Origin of the sequence: Pseudomonas sp. YL2 (assembly GCF_023063025.1) — a bacterium.
Taxonomy (GTDB): domain Bacteria; phylum Pseudomonadota; class Gammaproteobacteria; order Pseudomonadales; family Pseudomonadaceae; genus Aquipseudomonas; species Aquipseudomonas putida_A.
Window position 1 is genome coordinate 531,201 of record NZ_JAJSLU010000001.1, and the last position, 14,637, is coordinate 545,837.

Annotated in this window: 13 protein-coding genes; 6 read left to right on the forward strand and 7 right to left on the reverse strand. The window is 60.8% G+C overall.

The window, feature by feature from the left end; all coding sequences use genetic code 11:
* Positions 1–20: 20 nt before the first annotated feature.
* Positions 21–437, forward strand: a complete 417-nt coding sequence (gene madL, locus LVD08_RS02460; RefSeq protein WP_003229065.1) for a malonate transporter subunit MadL — start codon at positions 21–23, stop codon at positions 435–437.
* A 1-nt stretch (position 438) separates the two neighbouring features.
* Positions 439–1,203: a malonate transporter subunit MadM gene (gene madM / locus LVD08_RS02465; RefSeq protein WP_115988712.1), complete on the forward strand. Its 765-nt coding sequence runs from the start codon at positions 439–441 to the stop codon at positions 1,201–1,203.
* A 111-nt stretch (positions 1,204–1,314) separates the two neighbouring features.
* On the opposite strand, the gene LVD08_RS02470 is transcribed toward madM, so the two are convergent.
* Positions 1,315–2,229, reverse strand: a complete 915-nt coding sequence (locus tag LVD08_RS02470; protein ID WP_247267304.1) for a LysR family transcriptional regulator — start codon at positions 2,227–2,229, stop codon at positions 1,315–1,317.
* A 142-nt stretch (positions 2,230–2,371) separates the two neighbouring features.
* Here LVD08_RS02470 and trhA point away from each other — a divergent pair, with 142 nt between their 5' ends.
* Entirely contained in the window at positions 2,372–2,989 is a 618-nt protein-coding gene (gene trhA, locus LVD08_RS02475) for a PAQR family membrane homeostasis protein TrhA (RefSeq protein ID WP_007964065.1), read from the forward strand.
* Positions 2,990–3,109: 120 nt separating this feature from the next.
* Here the strand turns inward: trhA and LVD08_RS02480 are convergent, their stop codons facing one another.
* Together LVD08_RS02480 and LVD08_RS02485 are read right to left on the reverse strand one after the other, a co-directional pair.
* A complete protein-coding gene (locus LVD08_RS02480; protein ID WP_098966038.1) occupies positions 3,110–3,829 on the reverse strand; it encodes a 16S rRNA (uracil(1498)-N(3))-methyltransferase in 720 nt (239 codons plus the stop codon).
* 142 nt (positions 3,830–3,971) lie between these two features.
* The gene (locus LVD08_RS02485; RefSeq protein WP_024164438.1) at positions 3,972–5,378 is read right to left on the reverse strand and encodes an adenosylmethionine--8-amino-7-oxononanoate transaminase; all 1,407 of its coding nucleotides are present in this window, start codon (positions 5,376–5,378) and stop codon (positions 3,972–3,974) included.
* Between the two features lie 224 nt (positions 5,379–5,602).
* Between LVD08_RS02485 and LVD08_RS02490 the strand changes: the two genes are divergently transcribed.
* From LVD08_RS02490 to LVD08_RS02500, 3 genes are all read left to right on the forward strand, one after another.
* A complete protein-coding gene (locus LVD08_RS02490; protein WP_247267305.1) occupies positions 5,603–7,390 on the forward strand; it encodes a flavin monoamine oxidase family protein in 1,788 nt (595 codons plus the stop codon).
* 340 nt (positions 7,391–7,730) lie between these two features.
* Positions 7,731–8,282 carry a cytochrome b gene (locus tag LVD08_RS02495; protein ID WP_096795741.1) on the forward strand — a complete coding sequence of 184 codons (552 nt, stop codon included), beginning with the start codon at positions 7,731–7,733 and terminating at the stop codon, positions 8,280–8,282.
* A gap of 31 nt (positions 8,283–8,313) precedes the next feature.
* Positions 8,314–8,907, forward strand: coding sequence for a YceI family protein (locus LVD08_RS02500; RefSeq protein ID WP_096795740.1), 594 nt, complete (start codon positions 8,314–8,316; stop codon positions 8,905–8,907).
* A gap of 249 nt (positions 8,908–9,156) precedes the next feature.
* On the opposite strand, the gene LVD08_RS02505 is transcribed toward LVD08_RS02500, so the two are convergent.
* The 4 genes from LVD08_RS02505 to ahcY all read right to left on the reverse strand — a co-directional run bounded on the left by LVD08_RS02505 (position 9,157) and on the right by ahcY (position 14,615).
* Positions 9,157–11,019, reverse strand: a complete 1,863-nt coding sequence (locus LVD08_RS02505) for a DEAD/DEAH box helicase (RefSeq protein WP_103369196.1) — start codon at positions 11,017–11,019, stop codon at positions 9,157–9,159.
* Positions 11,020–11,240: 221 nt separating this feature from the next.
* Positions 11,241–12,053 (reverse strand): substrate-binding periplasmic protein, encoded by an 813-nt coding sequence (locus tag LVD08_RS02510; RefSeq protein ID WP_123588961.1) that lies wholly within the window; start codon positions 12,051–12,053, stop codon positions 11,241–11,243.
* A 146-nt stretch (positions 12,054–12,199) separates the two neighbouring features.
* Positions 12,200–13,045 carry a methylenetetrahydrofolate reductase [NAD(P)H] gene (gene metF / locus LVD08_RS02515; protein ID WP_003229047.1) on the reverse strand — a complete coding sequence of 282 codons (846 nt, stop codon included), beginning with the start codon at positions 13,043–13,045 and terminating at the stop codon, positions 12,200–12,202.
* Between the two features lie 160 nt (positions 13,046–13,205).
* Positions 13,206–14,615 (reverse strand): adenosylhomocysteinase, encoded by a 1,410-nt coding sequence (gene ahcY, locus LVD08_RS02520; RefSeq protein ID WP_096795737.1) that lies wholly within the window; start codon positions 14,613–14,615, stop codon positions 13,206–13,208.
* Positions 14,616–14,637: the final 22 nt, after the last annotated feature.

Sequence of the window (14,637 nt, forward strand, 5' to 3'; positions counted from 1 at the left end):
GCACTTTGAGGACTACAACAATGATTATTTACGGTGTGGCGCTGTTGGCGATCTGTACGCTGGCAGGGGTGATCATGGGTGACATGCTTGGCGTGTTGCTGGGCGTCAAATCCAACGTCGGCGGGGTCGGCATCGCCATGATCCTGTTGATCTGCGCGCGGTTGTGGATGCAGAAACGCGGCGGCATGACCAAGGATTGCGAGATGGGCGTCGGCTTCTGGGGCGCGATGTACATTCCGGTGGTGGTGGCGATGGCCGCGCAACAGAACGTCGTCACCGCCCTGCACGGCGGCCCGGTGGCGGTGCTCGCGGCAATCGGTTCGGTAGTGGTCTGTGGCTGCACGATTGCCTTGATCAGCCGCACCCATAAGGGTGAACCATTGCCCGACGAACCGGTGGAAGTCACCCCGGTCGGCACCCCGGTAGGAGGTCGCTGACATGTGGGCACTCATTGAAAACGGTCTGGAACACAACGGCCTGATCACCGCGTTCGCTTTCGTCGGCGTGATCATGTGGGTCTCGGTGATTCTCTCGAAACGCCTGACCTTCGGGCGCATTCACGGCTCGGCGATTGCCATCGTCATCGGTCTGGTGCTGGCCTGGGTCGGCGGCACCCTGACGGGTGGCCAGAAAGGCCTGGCGGATCTGACGCTGTTCTCCGGCATCGGCTTGATGGGCGGGGCGATGCTGCGTGATTTCGCGATCGTCGCCACGGCGTTCGAAGTGCAGGCGACCGAGGCGAAGAAGGCCGGGATGATTGGTGTGATTGCGCTGCTGCTCGGAACCATCCTGCCGTTCATTGTTGGCGCGTGCATGGCCTGGGCCTTCGGCTATCGCGATGCGGTGAGCATGACCACCATCGGCGCGGGCGCGGTGACCTACATCGTCGGCCCGGTGACCGGTGCAGCGATTGGCGCGACCTCGGATGTGATGGCGCTGTCGATTGCCACTGGGTTGATCAAGGCGATTCTGGTGATGGTCGGCACGCCGGTCGCGGCGCGCTGGATGGGCCTGGATAACCCGCGTTCGGCGATGGTGTTCGGTGGTTTGGCCGGAACGGTGAGCGGGGTGACCGCAGGGCTGGCGGCGACGGATCGGCGGTTGGTGCCTTATGGGGCGTTGACGGCGACGTTCCACACCGGGCTTGGCTGTTTGCTCGGGCCTTCGCTGTTGTTCTTCATTGTTCGCGGGATTGTGGGCTGATTCTCGGGTTCTGCGATGCCCGTGCTGACGTCATCGCGAGCAGGCTCACTCCTACATTGGAATGCGTTCCCCTGTAGGAGTGAGCCTGCTCGCGATTGCGGCGACGCGGTGTCAGGCCTGGCGATTGGCATACATCCGACACTCCGCCAGCAACGCCAGCAGATTCGGATCGCGCTCCTTGGCCTTGAGAAACACCACGCCAATGTGCTGCTGCAACCGATACTTCTCCTGCAACGGAATCAGCTTCACCCGGTTCTCGTACACCGCCGCAATCCTTCCCGGCAGCAACGCATAACCCACCCCCGAGCTGACCATGCTCAGCAGGGTGAAGATGTCGTTGACCTGCATCGCCACCTTCGGCTCGAACCCCGCCTGTTTGAACACCCGGATGCCGTCCTGATGGGTGGCGAAGCCTTGGGTCAGGGTGATAAAGGTTTCATCGCGCACTTCCGCGAGATCAACTTCCTGACGCTGGGCGAATCTTGAATCTGCCGGTGTGGCGAGGAAAATGTCGTCGGAAAACAGCGGGATCTGCTCGCAGTCCGGGTCGCTGACCGTGTCGTCCAGCGACACCAGAATCGCGTCGACTTCCATGTTCTTCAGCTTGTAGAGCAGGTCGATATTCGAGCCGAGGATCAGGTCGATGTTGAGTTCGCTGCGACGGATCTTCAGGCCCATGATCAGTTGCGGTACGGTTTTCACTGTCAGCGAATACAGCGAGCCGAGCTTGAAGCGTTCAGCGGAGAACCCGGCGGCTTCGCGAGTCAGGCGCACGCTTTCGACGACGTCGTTGATCAACTTCTGCGCGCGTTCTTCGAGCACGTAGGCGCTTTCCAGTGGCGTCAGGTTGCGCCCTTCGTGCTTGAACAGCGGGCAGCGCAGGGCGCTTTCCAGCGAATGGATCGCCCGGTGCACGCTGACATTGCTGGTCTGCAACTCGACAGCGGCGCGCGCCAGGTTGCCGGTGCGCATGAAGGCGAGGAACACCTCGAGTTTTTTCAGGGTCAATTCTTCGTCGATCAGCATGGCGCGGACTCTTTTTGGTATCGACCGATTGTGCCCAATTACCGTGGCGTGCGCAGGTCCGCGTTGAACAGAAACATTGCGCTTTTACGCTCAAGGCCCGAGCCTTGCGCGCTGCGGTAACGAATAACGAGGTGAGCGACACATGTATCACGGGGAAAAACTCAACGCCTGGACGCACCTGGTCGGGGCAGTGGCCGCATTTATCGGTGGCGTGTGGATGCTGGTGATTGCCAGCCTCGACGGCAGTCCGTGGAAAATTGTCAGCGTGGCGATCTACGCCTTTACCTTGCTGGTGCTCTACAGCGCCTCGACCGTGTACCACAGCGTGCGCGGGCGCAAGAAAGCGATCATGAAGAAGGTCGATCACTTTTCGATCTACCTGCTGATCGCCGGCAGCTACACGCCGTTCTGCCTGGTGACGCTGCGCGGGCCGTGGGGCTGGACGTTGTTCGGGATTGTCTGGGGGCTGGCGCTGATCGGCATCCTGCAGGAGATCAAACCACGCTCGGAAGCGCGGATCCTGTCGATCGTGATCTACGCGGTGATGGGCTGGATCGTGCTGGTGGCGGTCAAGCCGTTGATTGCTGCTTTGGGCACGGCAGGTTTTGCCTGGCTGGCGTCGGGCGGGGTGTTGTATACCGTGGGCATCATCTTTTTTGCCCTGGATCACCGGTTACGGCATGCGCACGGGATCTGGCATTTGTTTGTGATCGCCGGGAGTCTGCTGCACTTTGTGGCGATTCTGTTTTATGTCCTCTGAACACACCGCCATCCCCTTGTAGGAGTGAGCCTGCTCGCGATGGCGTCCTGTCAGTCGACAGTGTTTGTGACTGATAGACCACTATCGCGAGCAGGCTCACTCCTACAGGGGTTACGTATTCTAAAAATCACCCCAAAGTTGCTGAGCCACCGCCAGTGCAACCACTGGCGCGGTCTCGGTGCGCAATACTCGCGGCCCAAGCCGAGCTGCATGGAAGCCGTTGCCCTTGGCCTGCTCGACCTCGGCATCCGACAAACCACCCTCCGGCCCGATCAGAAACGCCAGCGTCGCCGGTTTGGCATGGCTGACCAACGGCTCCGCCACCGGGTGCAGCACCAGTTTCAGCTCGGCTTCGGTCTGTTTCAACCAGTCCGCCAGCAGCACCGGCGGATGAATCACCGGTACCCGTGAGCGACCGCACTGCTCGCAGGCGCTGATCGCCACCTGACGCCAGTGCAGCAGGCGTTTGTCGGCGCGTTCGTCCTTCAGGCGCACTTCGCAGCGGTCGCTGAAGATCGGGGTGATTTCCGTCACGCCCAGCTCGGTGGCTTTCTGGATCGCCCAGTCCATCCGTTCGCCCCGGGACAGGCCCTGGCCGAGGTGGATCTGCAGCGGCGATTCAATCTGCCCGGCTAACTGCTCGTCGATCTGCACGACGACGCGTTTCTTGCCGACCTCCACCAGCGAGCCGCGAAACTCATGGCCGGAACCGTCGAACAACTGCACCGCATCGCCCTCGGCCATGCGCAGCACGCGGCTGATGTAATGCGCCTGGGCTTCCGGCAGTTCGTGTTCGCCGGTGCTCAGGGGGGCGTCGATAAAGAAGCGGGACAGTCTCATTTCGGGTCTCTGGAAAGATGTGGATCAGTTGGATCGGTGTCGACTTCATTCGCGAGCAGGCTCGCTCCCACAGGGAAATGCATTCCAGGGTGGGAGCGAGCCTGCTCGCGAAAGCGGCAGTTCAGGCGCCACAAATTCTCAATCAGCCCGGATCACGGAAACCCGGGTGGAAATCCTTCGGCACCGCGACGCTGACGCTGTCCCGGGTGGCGATGTCGATGCCTTCGCTGGCGACTTCGGCGAGGAAGTCGATCTGCTCCGGGGTAATCACGTACGGCGGCAGGAAATACACCACACTGCCCAGCGGACGCAGCAGCGCGCCACGCTCCAGCGCATGCTGGAACACCTTCAGGCCTCGTCGCTCCTGCCAAGGGTAGGCCTCTTTGGTGGCTTTATCCTTGACCATTTCGATCGCCAGCACCATGCCGGTCTGCCGCACTTCCGAGACATTCGGGTGATCGACCAGATGCGCAGTGGCCGAGGCCATGCGCCGGGCCAGTGCCTGGTTGTTCTCGATGACGTTGTCCTGCTCGAAGATATCCAGCGTCGCCAACGCGGCTGCACAGGCCAGCGGGTTGCCAGTGTAGCTGTGCGAATGCAGGAAGGCGCGCAGGGTCGGGTAGTCGTCGTAGAAGGCGCTGTAGACCTCATCGGTGGTCAGGCACGCCGCCAGTGGCAGGTAGCCGCCGGTCAGGGCCTTGGACAGGCAGAGGAAGTCCGGGCGGATGCCGGCCTGCTCACAGGCGAACATGGTGCCGGTGCGGCCGAAGCCGACGGCGATTTCGTCGTGGATCAGGTGCACGCCGTAGCGGTCGCAGGCCTCGCGCAGCAGCTTGAGGTACACTGGGTGATACATGCGCATGCCGCCGGCGCCCTGAATCAACGGCTCGACGATGACTGCCGCAACGCTGTCATGATGTTCTGCCAAGGTTTGTTCCATGGCGGCGAACAGGTTGCGCGAATGTTCCTCCCAGCTCATGCCTTCGGGGCGCAGGTAGCAATCCGGGCTGGGCACCTTGATGGTGTCCATCAGCAGCGCTTTGTAGGTTTCGGTGAACAGCGGCACGTCGCCGACTGCCATCGCTGCCATGGTTTCGCCGTGGTAGCTGTTGGTCAGGGTGACGAAGCGTTTCTTGTTCGGCTGGCCGCGGTTGAGCCAGTAGTGAAAGCTCATTTTCAGCGCGACTTCGATGCAGGACGAACCGTTATCGGCGTAGAACACCCGATTCAGGCCTTCCGGGGTCATCTTCACCAGACGCTCGGACAGTTCGATCACCGGTTGATGGCTGAAACCGGCCAGAATCACGTGCTCCAGCTGATCGACCTGATCCTTGATGCGCTGGTTGATGCGCGGGTTGGCGTGGCCGAACACGTTGACCCACCAGGAGCTGACGGCATCGAGGTAGCGCTTGCCTTCGAAGTCTTCGAGCCAGACGCCTTCACCGCGCTTGATCGGGATCAGCGGCAGCTGTTCGTGGTCTTTCATCTGGGTGCAGGGATGCCACAGCACCGCGAGGTCGCGTTGCATCCACTGGTTATTCAGGCCCATTTACAGTCTCCTCGAGGCGGCTCGCGTCAGGCGCGGGCAAACAATCGCGCAAGCCTATGCAATGCATCGCGCCGGGACAACCCATTGCGTCGATTGAGCTACTTTGTATGGGCCGATAGACGTCGCTGGCGGCGTTTTGATGGCTGACGTATTCTTCGCGGTTCTTTGGGTCGTCTGACCCGCAAAACTGCTTTTTTCCTACGTGTATTTCCGGAGTTCGCTGAATGTCTGTCGGTTGGCTGCGCGCCTGTGCGCTGGTGATGTTGGGGCTGTTCAGCGTTACGGCGCTGGCCAAGGATAAAACCGCAATCGTGATCGGCGGCGGCCTGTCGGGCCTGACCGCAGCTTACGAGCTGCAAAACAAGGGCTGGCAGGTCACGCTGCTCGAAGCCAAGCCGAGCCTCGGCGGTCGCTCGGGCATGGCCACCAGCGAGTGGATCGGCAACGACAAGACCCAGCCGGTGCTGAACAAGTACGTCTCGACCTTCAAGCTGGGCACCACGCCAGCCCCTGAATTTGTGCGTACACCGGGTTATCTGATCGACGGTGAGTACTTCTCCGCGGCCGATCTGGCGACCAAGCAGCCGGCCACCGCCGACGCCTTGAAGCGCTACCAGAAAACCCTCGACGATCTGGCGCGCTCGATCGACGACCCGCAGAACCCGGCCGCGACCAATACCCTGCATGCACTGGACCAGATCAACGTCTCGAGCTGGCTCGACAAGCAGAACCTGCCGGCCACCGCGCGTCAGTTGATCAACCAGGACATCCGCACCCACTACGACGAGCCTTCGCGTCTGTCGCTGCTGTATTTCGCCCAGCAGAACCGCGTGTATCGCGGCGTTTCTGATCGCGACCTGCGCGCCTCGCGTCTGGTTGGCGGCAGCCAGGTACTGGCCCAGGCCTTCGTCAAACAGATAAAGACCATCAAGACCAACTCGCCGGTTTCCGCGATCACTCAGGACAAGGACGGCGTGACCGTCAAGGTCGGCAGTGTTGGCTATCAGGCTGACTACGTGGTGCTGGCCGTGCCGCTGCGTGCACTGAACAAGATTGCGCTGACCCCGGCGCTGGACGCTCAGCACCTGGCCGCGATCAAGGGTACCAACTACGGCTGGCGCGACCAGATCATGCTCAAGTTCAAGACGCCTGTGTGGGAAAGCAAGGCGCGCATGTCCGGCGAGATCTACAGCAACGCAGGTCTGGGCATGCTCTGGATCGAACCGGCGCTGAAGGGTGGCGCCAACGTGGTGATCAACCTGTCCGGCGACAATGCCCGCGTGATGCAAGCGTTCGGCGACAAGCAGATGGTCGATCAGGTGCTGATCCGTCTGCACGCGTTTTATCCACAGGCCCGTGGCTCGTTCACCGGTTATGAAATCCGTCGCTACAGCACTGACCCGTCGATGGGCGGCGCCTACCTGGCTTACGGCCCGGGCCAGATCAGCAAGTTCTGGCGCATGTGGGAGCGCCCACTGCAACGCGTAGCGTTTGCCGGCGAGCACACCGACACTCTGTATCCGGGCACTCTGGAAGGCGCGCTGCGCACCGGTCAGCGTGCGGCCAGTCAGGTTGAAGACCTGGCTGCCGGCAAGTCGTTTGAACCGGTCAAAGTGGTTCCGGCCGCAGCAGCGGCAGGCGCGGCGGGTGCCGTGGCGGCGAAGAAGGGCAACTTCTTCAGCAACCTGTTTGGCGGTTCGGATGACGAGAAGAAGCCAGAACCTGTGAAGGCGCCTGAACCGGCTCCAGCGCCAGTGACTCCAGCGCCTGCACCGGCTCCAGCCCCTGCGCCAGCTCCGGTAGAAGCGCCGAAACCCGCCGCTCCGGTGAAAGCCGAGCCGGCGAAGAAAGCGCCAGCCAAGCCGGCAGCGAAGAAGCCGGCGGCGAAAACCGAGGCGAAGAAGCCTGCGGCCAAACCGGCGGCGAAAAAGGCTGAACCGGCGAAGAAGCCTGCGGCGAAACCTGCTGCTGCTCCGGCTCCAGCTGCAAGCACCGACAGCAAAGCGCAGTAAGGCTTTGCGGTGAATGAAAAAGCGCGGCTTGCAGGCCGCGCTTTTTTTTGGCCTGTAAGACCGCTATCGCGAGCAGGCTCACTCCTACAGGGGATCGCATTTCTCCAGTTGGAATACGGTCACTGTAGGAGTGAGCCTGCTCGCGATAGGGGCGGCTAAGACAACGCAATTCCATTGTCCGGCAACAACACCCCGCCACACTTTTCCCGCTTAATCTTTCCTTAACAAGCCACTTACAGACTCTTGATCGTATTTCTCGATATTTCAAAGCAAAATTTTCCGCTTTAATTCGATAGATAACTCGCTAGTCTTGGTTCGCAGTTCTCACAGGATTTGGGCAATGCAGCTACGTAACTCTGCTTCACGCTATGGTTGGGTCAGCATCTTCATGCACTGGGGCGTGGCGCTGGCGGTCTTCGGGCTGTTCGCGCTGGGTTTGTGGATGGTGGGGCTGGATTACTACAGCAGCTGGCGCAAAGACGCGCCGGATCTGCACAAGAGCATCGGTCTGGTGTTGTTGGGTGTGATGGTGTTGCGGGTGTTGTGGCGCTTTATCAGCCCACCGCCGCCGACGCTGCAAAGCTACAGCCGCATGACCCGCATCGGCGCCAAGTTCGGCCATGGGTTTCTGTACCTTGGGCTGTTCGCTGTGATGCTTGCCGGTTACCTGATTTCCACCGCAGACGGTGTCGGTATCCCGGTGTTTGGCCTGTTTGAAGTTCCTGCACTGGTTTCCGGGCTACCGGATCAGGCAGACACCGCTGGGGTGATTCATCTCTGGCTGGCATGGGCGCTGGTAATTTTTTCCGGTCTCCATGCGTTGGCAGCATTGAAGCACCACTTTATCGATCGTGATGCGACCCTCACTCGAATGCTCGGTCGCAAAGCCTGAAATTCAACCTCGACTCAAAGGAAAAGAAAGCATGTTGAAAAAGACTCTGGCCGCTCTGGCAATCGGTTCGGCCGTACTGTCCGCGAACGTGATGGCTGCTGATTACACCGTCGACAAGGAAGGCCAGCACGCTTTCGTCGACTTCAAGATCAGCCACCTGGGCTACAGCTACATCACCGGTACCTTCAAGGACATCGACGGCAAGTTCAGCTTCGACGCCGCCAAGCCTGAAGACAGCAAAATCGAATTCAACGTGAAAACCGCCAGCGTGTTCACCAACCACGCCGAGCGCGACAAGCACATCTCCAGCAAAGACTTCCTGGACGTGGGCAAATACGCTGACGCCAAGTTCGTCTCCACCAGCGTCAAATCCACCGGCAAGAACGCCGATGGCAAAGACACTGCCGACGTGACCGGCGACCTGACCCTGCACGGCGTGACCAAGCCAATCGTGGTCAAGGCTGTGTTCCTGGGCGAAGGCAAGGATCCATGGGGCGGCTACCGTGCCGGCTTTGAAGGCACCACCAGCATCAAGCGCTCTGATTTCGGCAAGATGATGGATCTGGGTCCACAGTCCGACAAGGTCGACCTGTACATCTCGTTCGAAGGTGTGAAAGCGAAGTAATTTTCGCCGTCATACAAAAACGCCCCCGGTCGTAAGGCCGGGGGCGTTTTTTATTGCCTGCCACATCCCTTGTGGGAGGGGGGGTGCTCGCGAATGCGGTGGGGGATTACAAAAAAATTTTGGCCGGTCCCACGCCATCGCGGGGCAGGCCGCGCCCACAGGGGGGAGTGTGCGATTCAAGATATTGTGACGGCATAAAAAAATGCCCCGGCTCTTTCGAACCGGGGCATTTTTCATTGCCGCGATAACTCAGCGATTGCGGGTCAGCAAAGCTGGTTTTTCGCCGCGCGGACGGGTCGGCAGTTGATCGAGCTGCTCAGGCGTCGGGAATCGGTCGGCTTTCGATTCCTTGTGCATGATCTTCGGCCCGGTGCTGCGCGGGTTCTGCACGGCCGGTTCGGCGCGTTGCTGATCGTCGCGAGCCGGACGACGGTTGCGCGACGACTCGTCACGACGGCCCTGGCCATCACGCGGAGCACCGTTGCGCGGGCCGTTGCGTTTGCCCGGTGGAGTGCCGGTGCTCGATCCGTTGCTGTTGCGCGGGCCGTTCTGGCGACCTTGCGATTGACCACCGCGTGGAGCGCCTGCGCCTGCACCTTGTGCCGGAGCACCCGGACGACGGCCACGGCCACCGGCTGGAGCAGCTTTCGGCACGTAGTCGACACGGTTACCGAAGTTATCGATATCGTCGTCGAGGAACTCGTCCGGTGCACGATCAGCCGCCGCGCGTGGTGGCTGGCTCGGACGCTGTTCGCGGGCCGGGGTGCCTTCACGTGGTTTCTGCTGACGGGCAGGGCGCTCGCCGCGTTCGCCGGCGGGTTTTTCCTTGCCCTTGTCTTTGCCTTTGTCCTTGCGACCGCCGCCACCACCGCCATTCGGACCATCACCACGTGGGCCACGGGAGTTGCGCGGGTTGCGCATGTCCGGACGCTCACGGGCTTCCGGCTTCTCGGCTTCAATAGTGCTCGAATCGAAGCCCATCAGGTCGCCGTCGGCGATTTTCTGCTTGGTCATGCGTTCGATGCTTTTCAGCAGTTTTTCTTCGTCCGGGGCCACCAGCGAGATCGCTTCGCCCGAACGCCCGGCGCGGCCAGTACGGCCGATACGGTGCACGTAGTCTTCATCGACGTTTGGCAGCTCGAAGTTGACCACGTGTGGCAACTGGTCGATGTCCAGACCGCGCGCGGCGATGTCGGTCGCGACCAGGATGCGCACTTCACCGGCCTTGAAGTCGGCCAGGGCTTTGGTGCGGGCGTTTTGGCTCTTGTTACCGTGAATCGCCACAGCCGGCAGGCCGTGTTTGTCCAGGTACTCGGCCAGACGGTTGGCGCCGTGCTTGGTACGGGTGAACACCAGCACTTGTTCCCAGGCGCCGGCGGTGATCAGGTGCGCCAGCAGGGCACGCTTGTGGCTGGCCGGCAGACGGAACACGCGTTGCTCGATGCGCTCGACCGTGGTGTTCGGCGGCGTGACTTCGATGCGTTCCGGGTTGTGCAGCAGCTTGCCGGCAAGATCGGTGATGTCTTTGGAGAACGTCGCCGAGAACAGCAGGTTCTGACGCTTGGCCGGCAGACGCGCGAGGACTTTCTTCACGTCGTGGACGAAGCCCATGTCGAGCATGCGGTCGGCTTCGTCGAGCACGAGGATTTCGACGTGGGACAGATCGACGCTGCCCTGGCCGGCGAGGTCGAGCAGACGACCCGGGCACGCGACGAGCACGTCAACGCCACGGGACATGGCCTGGACTTGCGGGTTCATGCCGACGCCGCCGAAGATGCAGGCGCTGACGAATTTCAGGTCACGGGCGTAGATCTTGAAGCTCTCGTGAACCTGGGCCGCGAGTTCGCGGGTCGGGGTCAGGACCAGTACGCGCGGTTGGCGCGGGCCATGACGCTGGGATTTGTCCGGGTGACCGTTGGGGAACAACCGCTCCAGGATCGGAAGGGCGAAACCGCCGGTTTTACCGGTACCTGTCTGTGCCGCAACCATCAGGTCGCGACCTTGCAACACGGCGGGAATGGCCCGCTGTTGCACCGGAGTAGGCTCGGTATAGCCCGCATCTTCGATGGCACGGACTAAAGCCTCGGAGAGACCGAGGGAAGCAAAGGACATGAGTAATCCTGTTTTAGTTAGGGCTTGGCCCAATGGGAGTCTTGCCTGGCGCGAATCGCGTTTAAGAGGACGCGATCCCGTCCGGTCCTGCTGCGGTTCCGAAGGCACGTCAGGAGCGCTCGCGCGGGCTGAAAGCTGCGCTGTAGCGGGTCGAGAGGCCTGTTACGGTTCCGGGCGTCCGGGCGTGAGCCTGGCGGGAACGCCGGAGTATAACAGAGCAATCACTGCGCGCTGCTTTCCTGCTGCTCAACGGTTTTGCGGCTGGCCGAAGCATTGCCCAGCGGCACGGCATCGACCGGTGCTGCGCCGTAACGTGCGCTGAGCTCGGCGTAGGCCGGTTCGCGCTTGAAACGCTTGAGCTCGGCGCCAAAACGCGCCACCAGCAGATCCATGCCGGCATTGCGTCGAACCGCCAGATATTGGCTCTGACGGCTGATGACCGTGGGATTTTCGGTGATTTGATCGCGAATATTCAGTTGATCGAGCAAATGCTGGCCCACGCGGCGATCGGTGATCAGCAAGTCGATGCGTCCGCGCAGCAGTTTGCCGAAATTGGCCTCGTGGGTCGGTGCCGGCTCGCGGGTGAACAGTGTCGACTGACTGAAATCCGGGCTGTACAGATAGCCCGGCGAAGTGCCGATGGTCAGGCCTTTGAGGTCTTCGAGCTGGCGGAACGGATGGGGACGGTCGTTGGCGTAGAACATCACGAACTCGACGTCCGACAGCGGTTCGATGGGGTAGAGCAGGGTGGCATCGCGCTCATCGCTGTGAAAAATATCCAGCGCGCCATCAGCCTGGCCGGTTTCGAGCATCGACAGACAACGTTTCCACGGCAGGAACTGCCATTCGACTTCGATTCCCAGACGCTTGAACACGATGGCGGTGGTTTCGTAGTCCAGTCCGAGGTTCTTGCCATCCTCTTCGTAGACGTAAGGTGCCCACGGCTCGGTGACAATACGCAGCTTCTCGCCCCGAGCGGCAAAGCTCAGGCAAGCAAAAACCAGCACGGTGAGTAACTGCGCGAAAAAAGGCATGGCTTGAGATTACGACGAGAAACGCGAAAGAGCCAGAAAGTGCCTGCACAAGCTCTAATTCGGGGATTCAAAAGCAAAAAATCGCAGCAACGACACCCCTGTAGGAGCTGCCGAAGGCTGCGATCTTTTGATCTTTCTTTTAGTGCTTAGCGCGGCAACTTCAGGTTATTCCAGATCGCCAGACTAGGTTCAGCCTGGTTCATGGAATAGAAGTGCAGCCCCGGTGCGCCGCCCTGCAACAGGCGTTCGCACATTTCGCTGACAACTTGCTCGCCGAAGCGCTGAATGCTCTGGCTGTCATCGCCGTAGGCTTCCAGTTGCTTGCGGATCCAGCGCGGAATTTCCGCACCGCAGGCATCGGAGAAACGCGCCAGCTTGCTGTAGTTGGTGATCGGCATGATCCCCGGCACGACTGGAATATCCACGCCCAGCGCCTGCAAACGGTCGACGAAGTAGAAGTAGCTGTCGGCGTTGAAGAAGTACTGGGTGATCGCGCTGTCGGCGCCAGCGCGGGCCTTGCGCACGAAGTTGGCGAGATCGTCTTCGTAATTGCGCGCTTGCGGATGCATCTCCGGGTAAGCGGCAACTTCGATGTGGAAATGATCACCGGTTTCTTCACGAATGAATTCAACCAGTTCGTTGGCGTGACGCAGCTCGCCGCTGGTCATGCCCATGCCGGACGGCAGGTCACCGCGCAGCGCAACGATGCGCTTGATGCCGGCAGCCTTGTACTCGTTCAGCAGGCCGCGCAGGTCGTCCTTGCTGTCGCCGACGCACGACAGGTGCGGTGCGGCCGGTACTTTGACTTCGCTTTCCAGTTGCAGAACGGTGTTGAGGGTGCGATCACGGGTCGAACCACCAGCGCCATAGGTGCAGGAGAAGAAGTCGGGGTTGTACGTTGCCAACTGACGGGCAACGTTGAGCAGTTTTTCATGCCCAGCATCGGTCTTGGTCGGGAAGAACTCGAAGCTGTAGCGACGGTCTTGGGACATGGGAAATACCCTTGGAAACACGAAGCCTGTGAGGCTTGCACCGCCCATGTGGGAGCGGGCTCGCTCGCGAAAGCGGCGGGTCAGGCAACATCAATGCTGAATGACAGACCGCTTTCGCGAGCAAGCCCGCTCCCACAGGGAGAGCAGGCCGCCGCGTCAATCAGTAGCGGTAAGCGTGCGGCTTGAACGGGCCTTCGACGGTCACGCCGATGTAGTCAGCCTGTTGCTTGGTCAGTTGAGTGACCACGCCGCCGAAGCCGCGCACCATTTCCAGGGCCACTTCTTCGTCGAGTTTCTTCGGCAGTACTTCAACGGTCAGGCGCTCGGCTTTCTCGGCTGGCGACAGGTCGGCGTACTTCTGGCCGAACAGGAAGATCTGCGCCAGTACCTGGTTGGCGAACGAACCGTCCATGATGCGGCTCGGGTGACCAGTGGCGTTGCCCAGGTTCACCAGACGGCCTTCGGCCAGCAGGATCAGGTAGTCGTCGTTCTGCGCGTCGAAAGCGCCCGGGCCGGTACGGTGGATCTTGTGTACCTGTGGCTTCACTTCTTCCCATGCCCAGTTCTTGCGCATGAAAGCGGTGTCGATTTCGTTGTCGAAGTGACCGATGTTGCAGACAACAGCGCGCTTCTTCAGGGCTTTGAGCATGTTCGCGTCGCAAACATTGACGTTACCGGTGGTGGTCACGATCAGGTCGATCTTGCCCAGCAGCGCTTTGTCGATGCTCGCTTCGGTGCCGTCGTTGATCCCGTCGATGAACGGCGAAACCAGTTCGAAACCGTCCATGCAGGCCTGCATGGCGCAGATCGGGTCAACTTCGGAAACCTTGACGATCATGCCTTCCTGACGCAGGGACTGGGCCGAACCCTTGCCCACGTCACCGTAACCGATGACCAGCGCTTGCTTGCCGGACAGCAGGTGGTCGGTACCACGCTTGATCGCATCGTTCAGGCTGTGACGGCAGCCGTACTTGTTGTCGTTCTTGGACTTGGTCACCGAGTCGTTGACGTTGATCGCCGGGATTTTCAGCTCGCCCTTGGCCAGCATGTCCAGCAGGCGGTGAACGCCGGTGGTGGTTTCTTCGGTCACGCCGTGAACGCGATCCAGTACTTGTGGGTACTTGTCGTGCAGCAGCTGAGTCAGGTCGCCGCCGTCGTCGAGGATCATGTTGGCGTCCCATGGCTGGCCATCCTTCAGGATGGTCTGCTCCAGGCACCACTCGTACTCTTCTTCAGTCTCGCCTTTCCAGGCGAAAACCGGGATGCCGGCGGCAGCGATGGACGCAGCGGCCTGATCCTGAGTCGAGAAAATGTTGCAGGACGACCAGCGTACTTCGGCACCCAGGGCAACCAGGGTTTCGATCAGCACGGCAGTCTGAATGGTCATGTGGATGCAGCCGAGGATTTTCGCGCCCTTGAGCGGCTGCTCGGAGGCGTACTTGCGGCGCAGACCCATCAGGGCCGGCATTTCCGACTCGGCGATGATGGTTTCGCGACGGCCCCAGGCAGCCAGGGACATGTCGGCAACTTTGTAATCGTTAAAATCTGCAGGCGTGATAACAGCGCTCATGAAGAGCCTCCATTCGTAATGT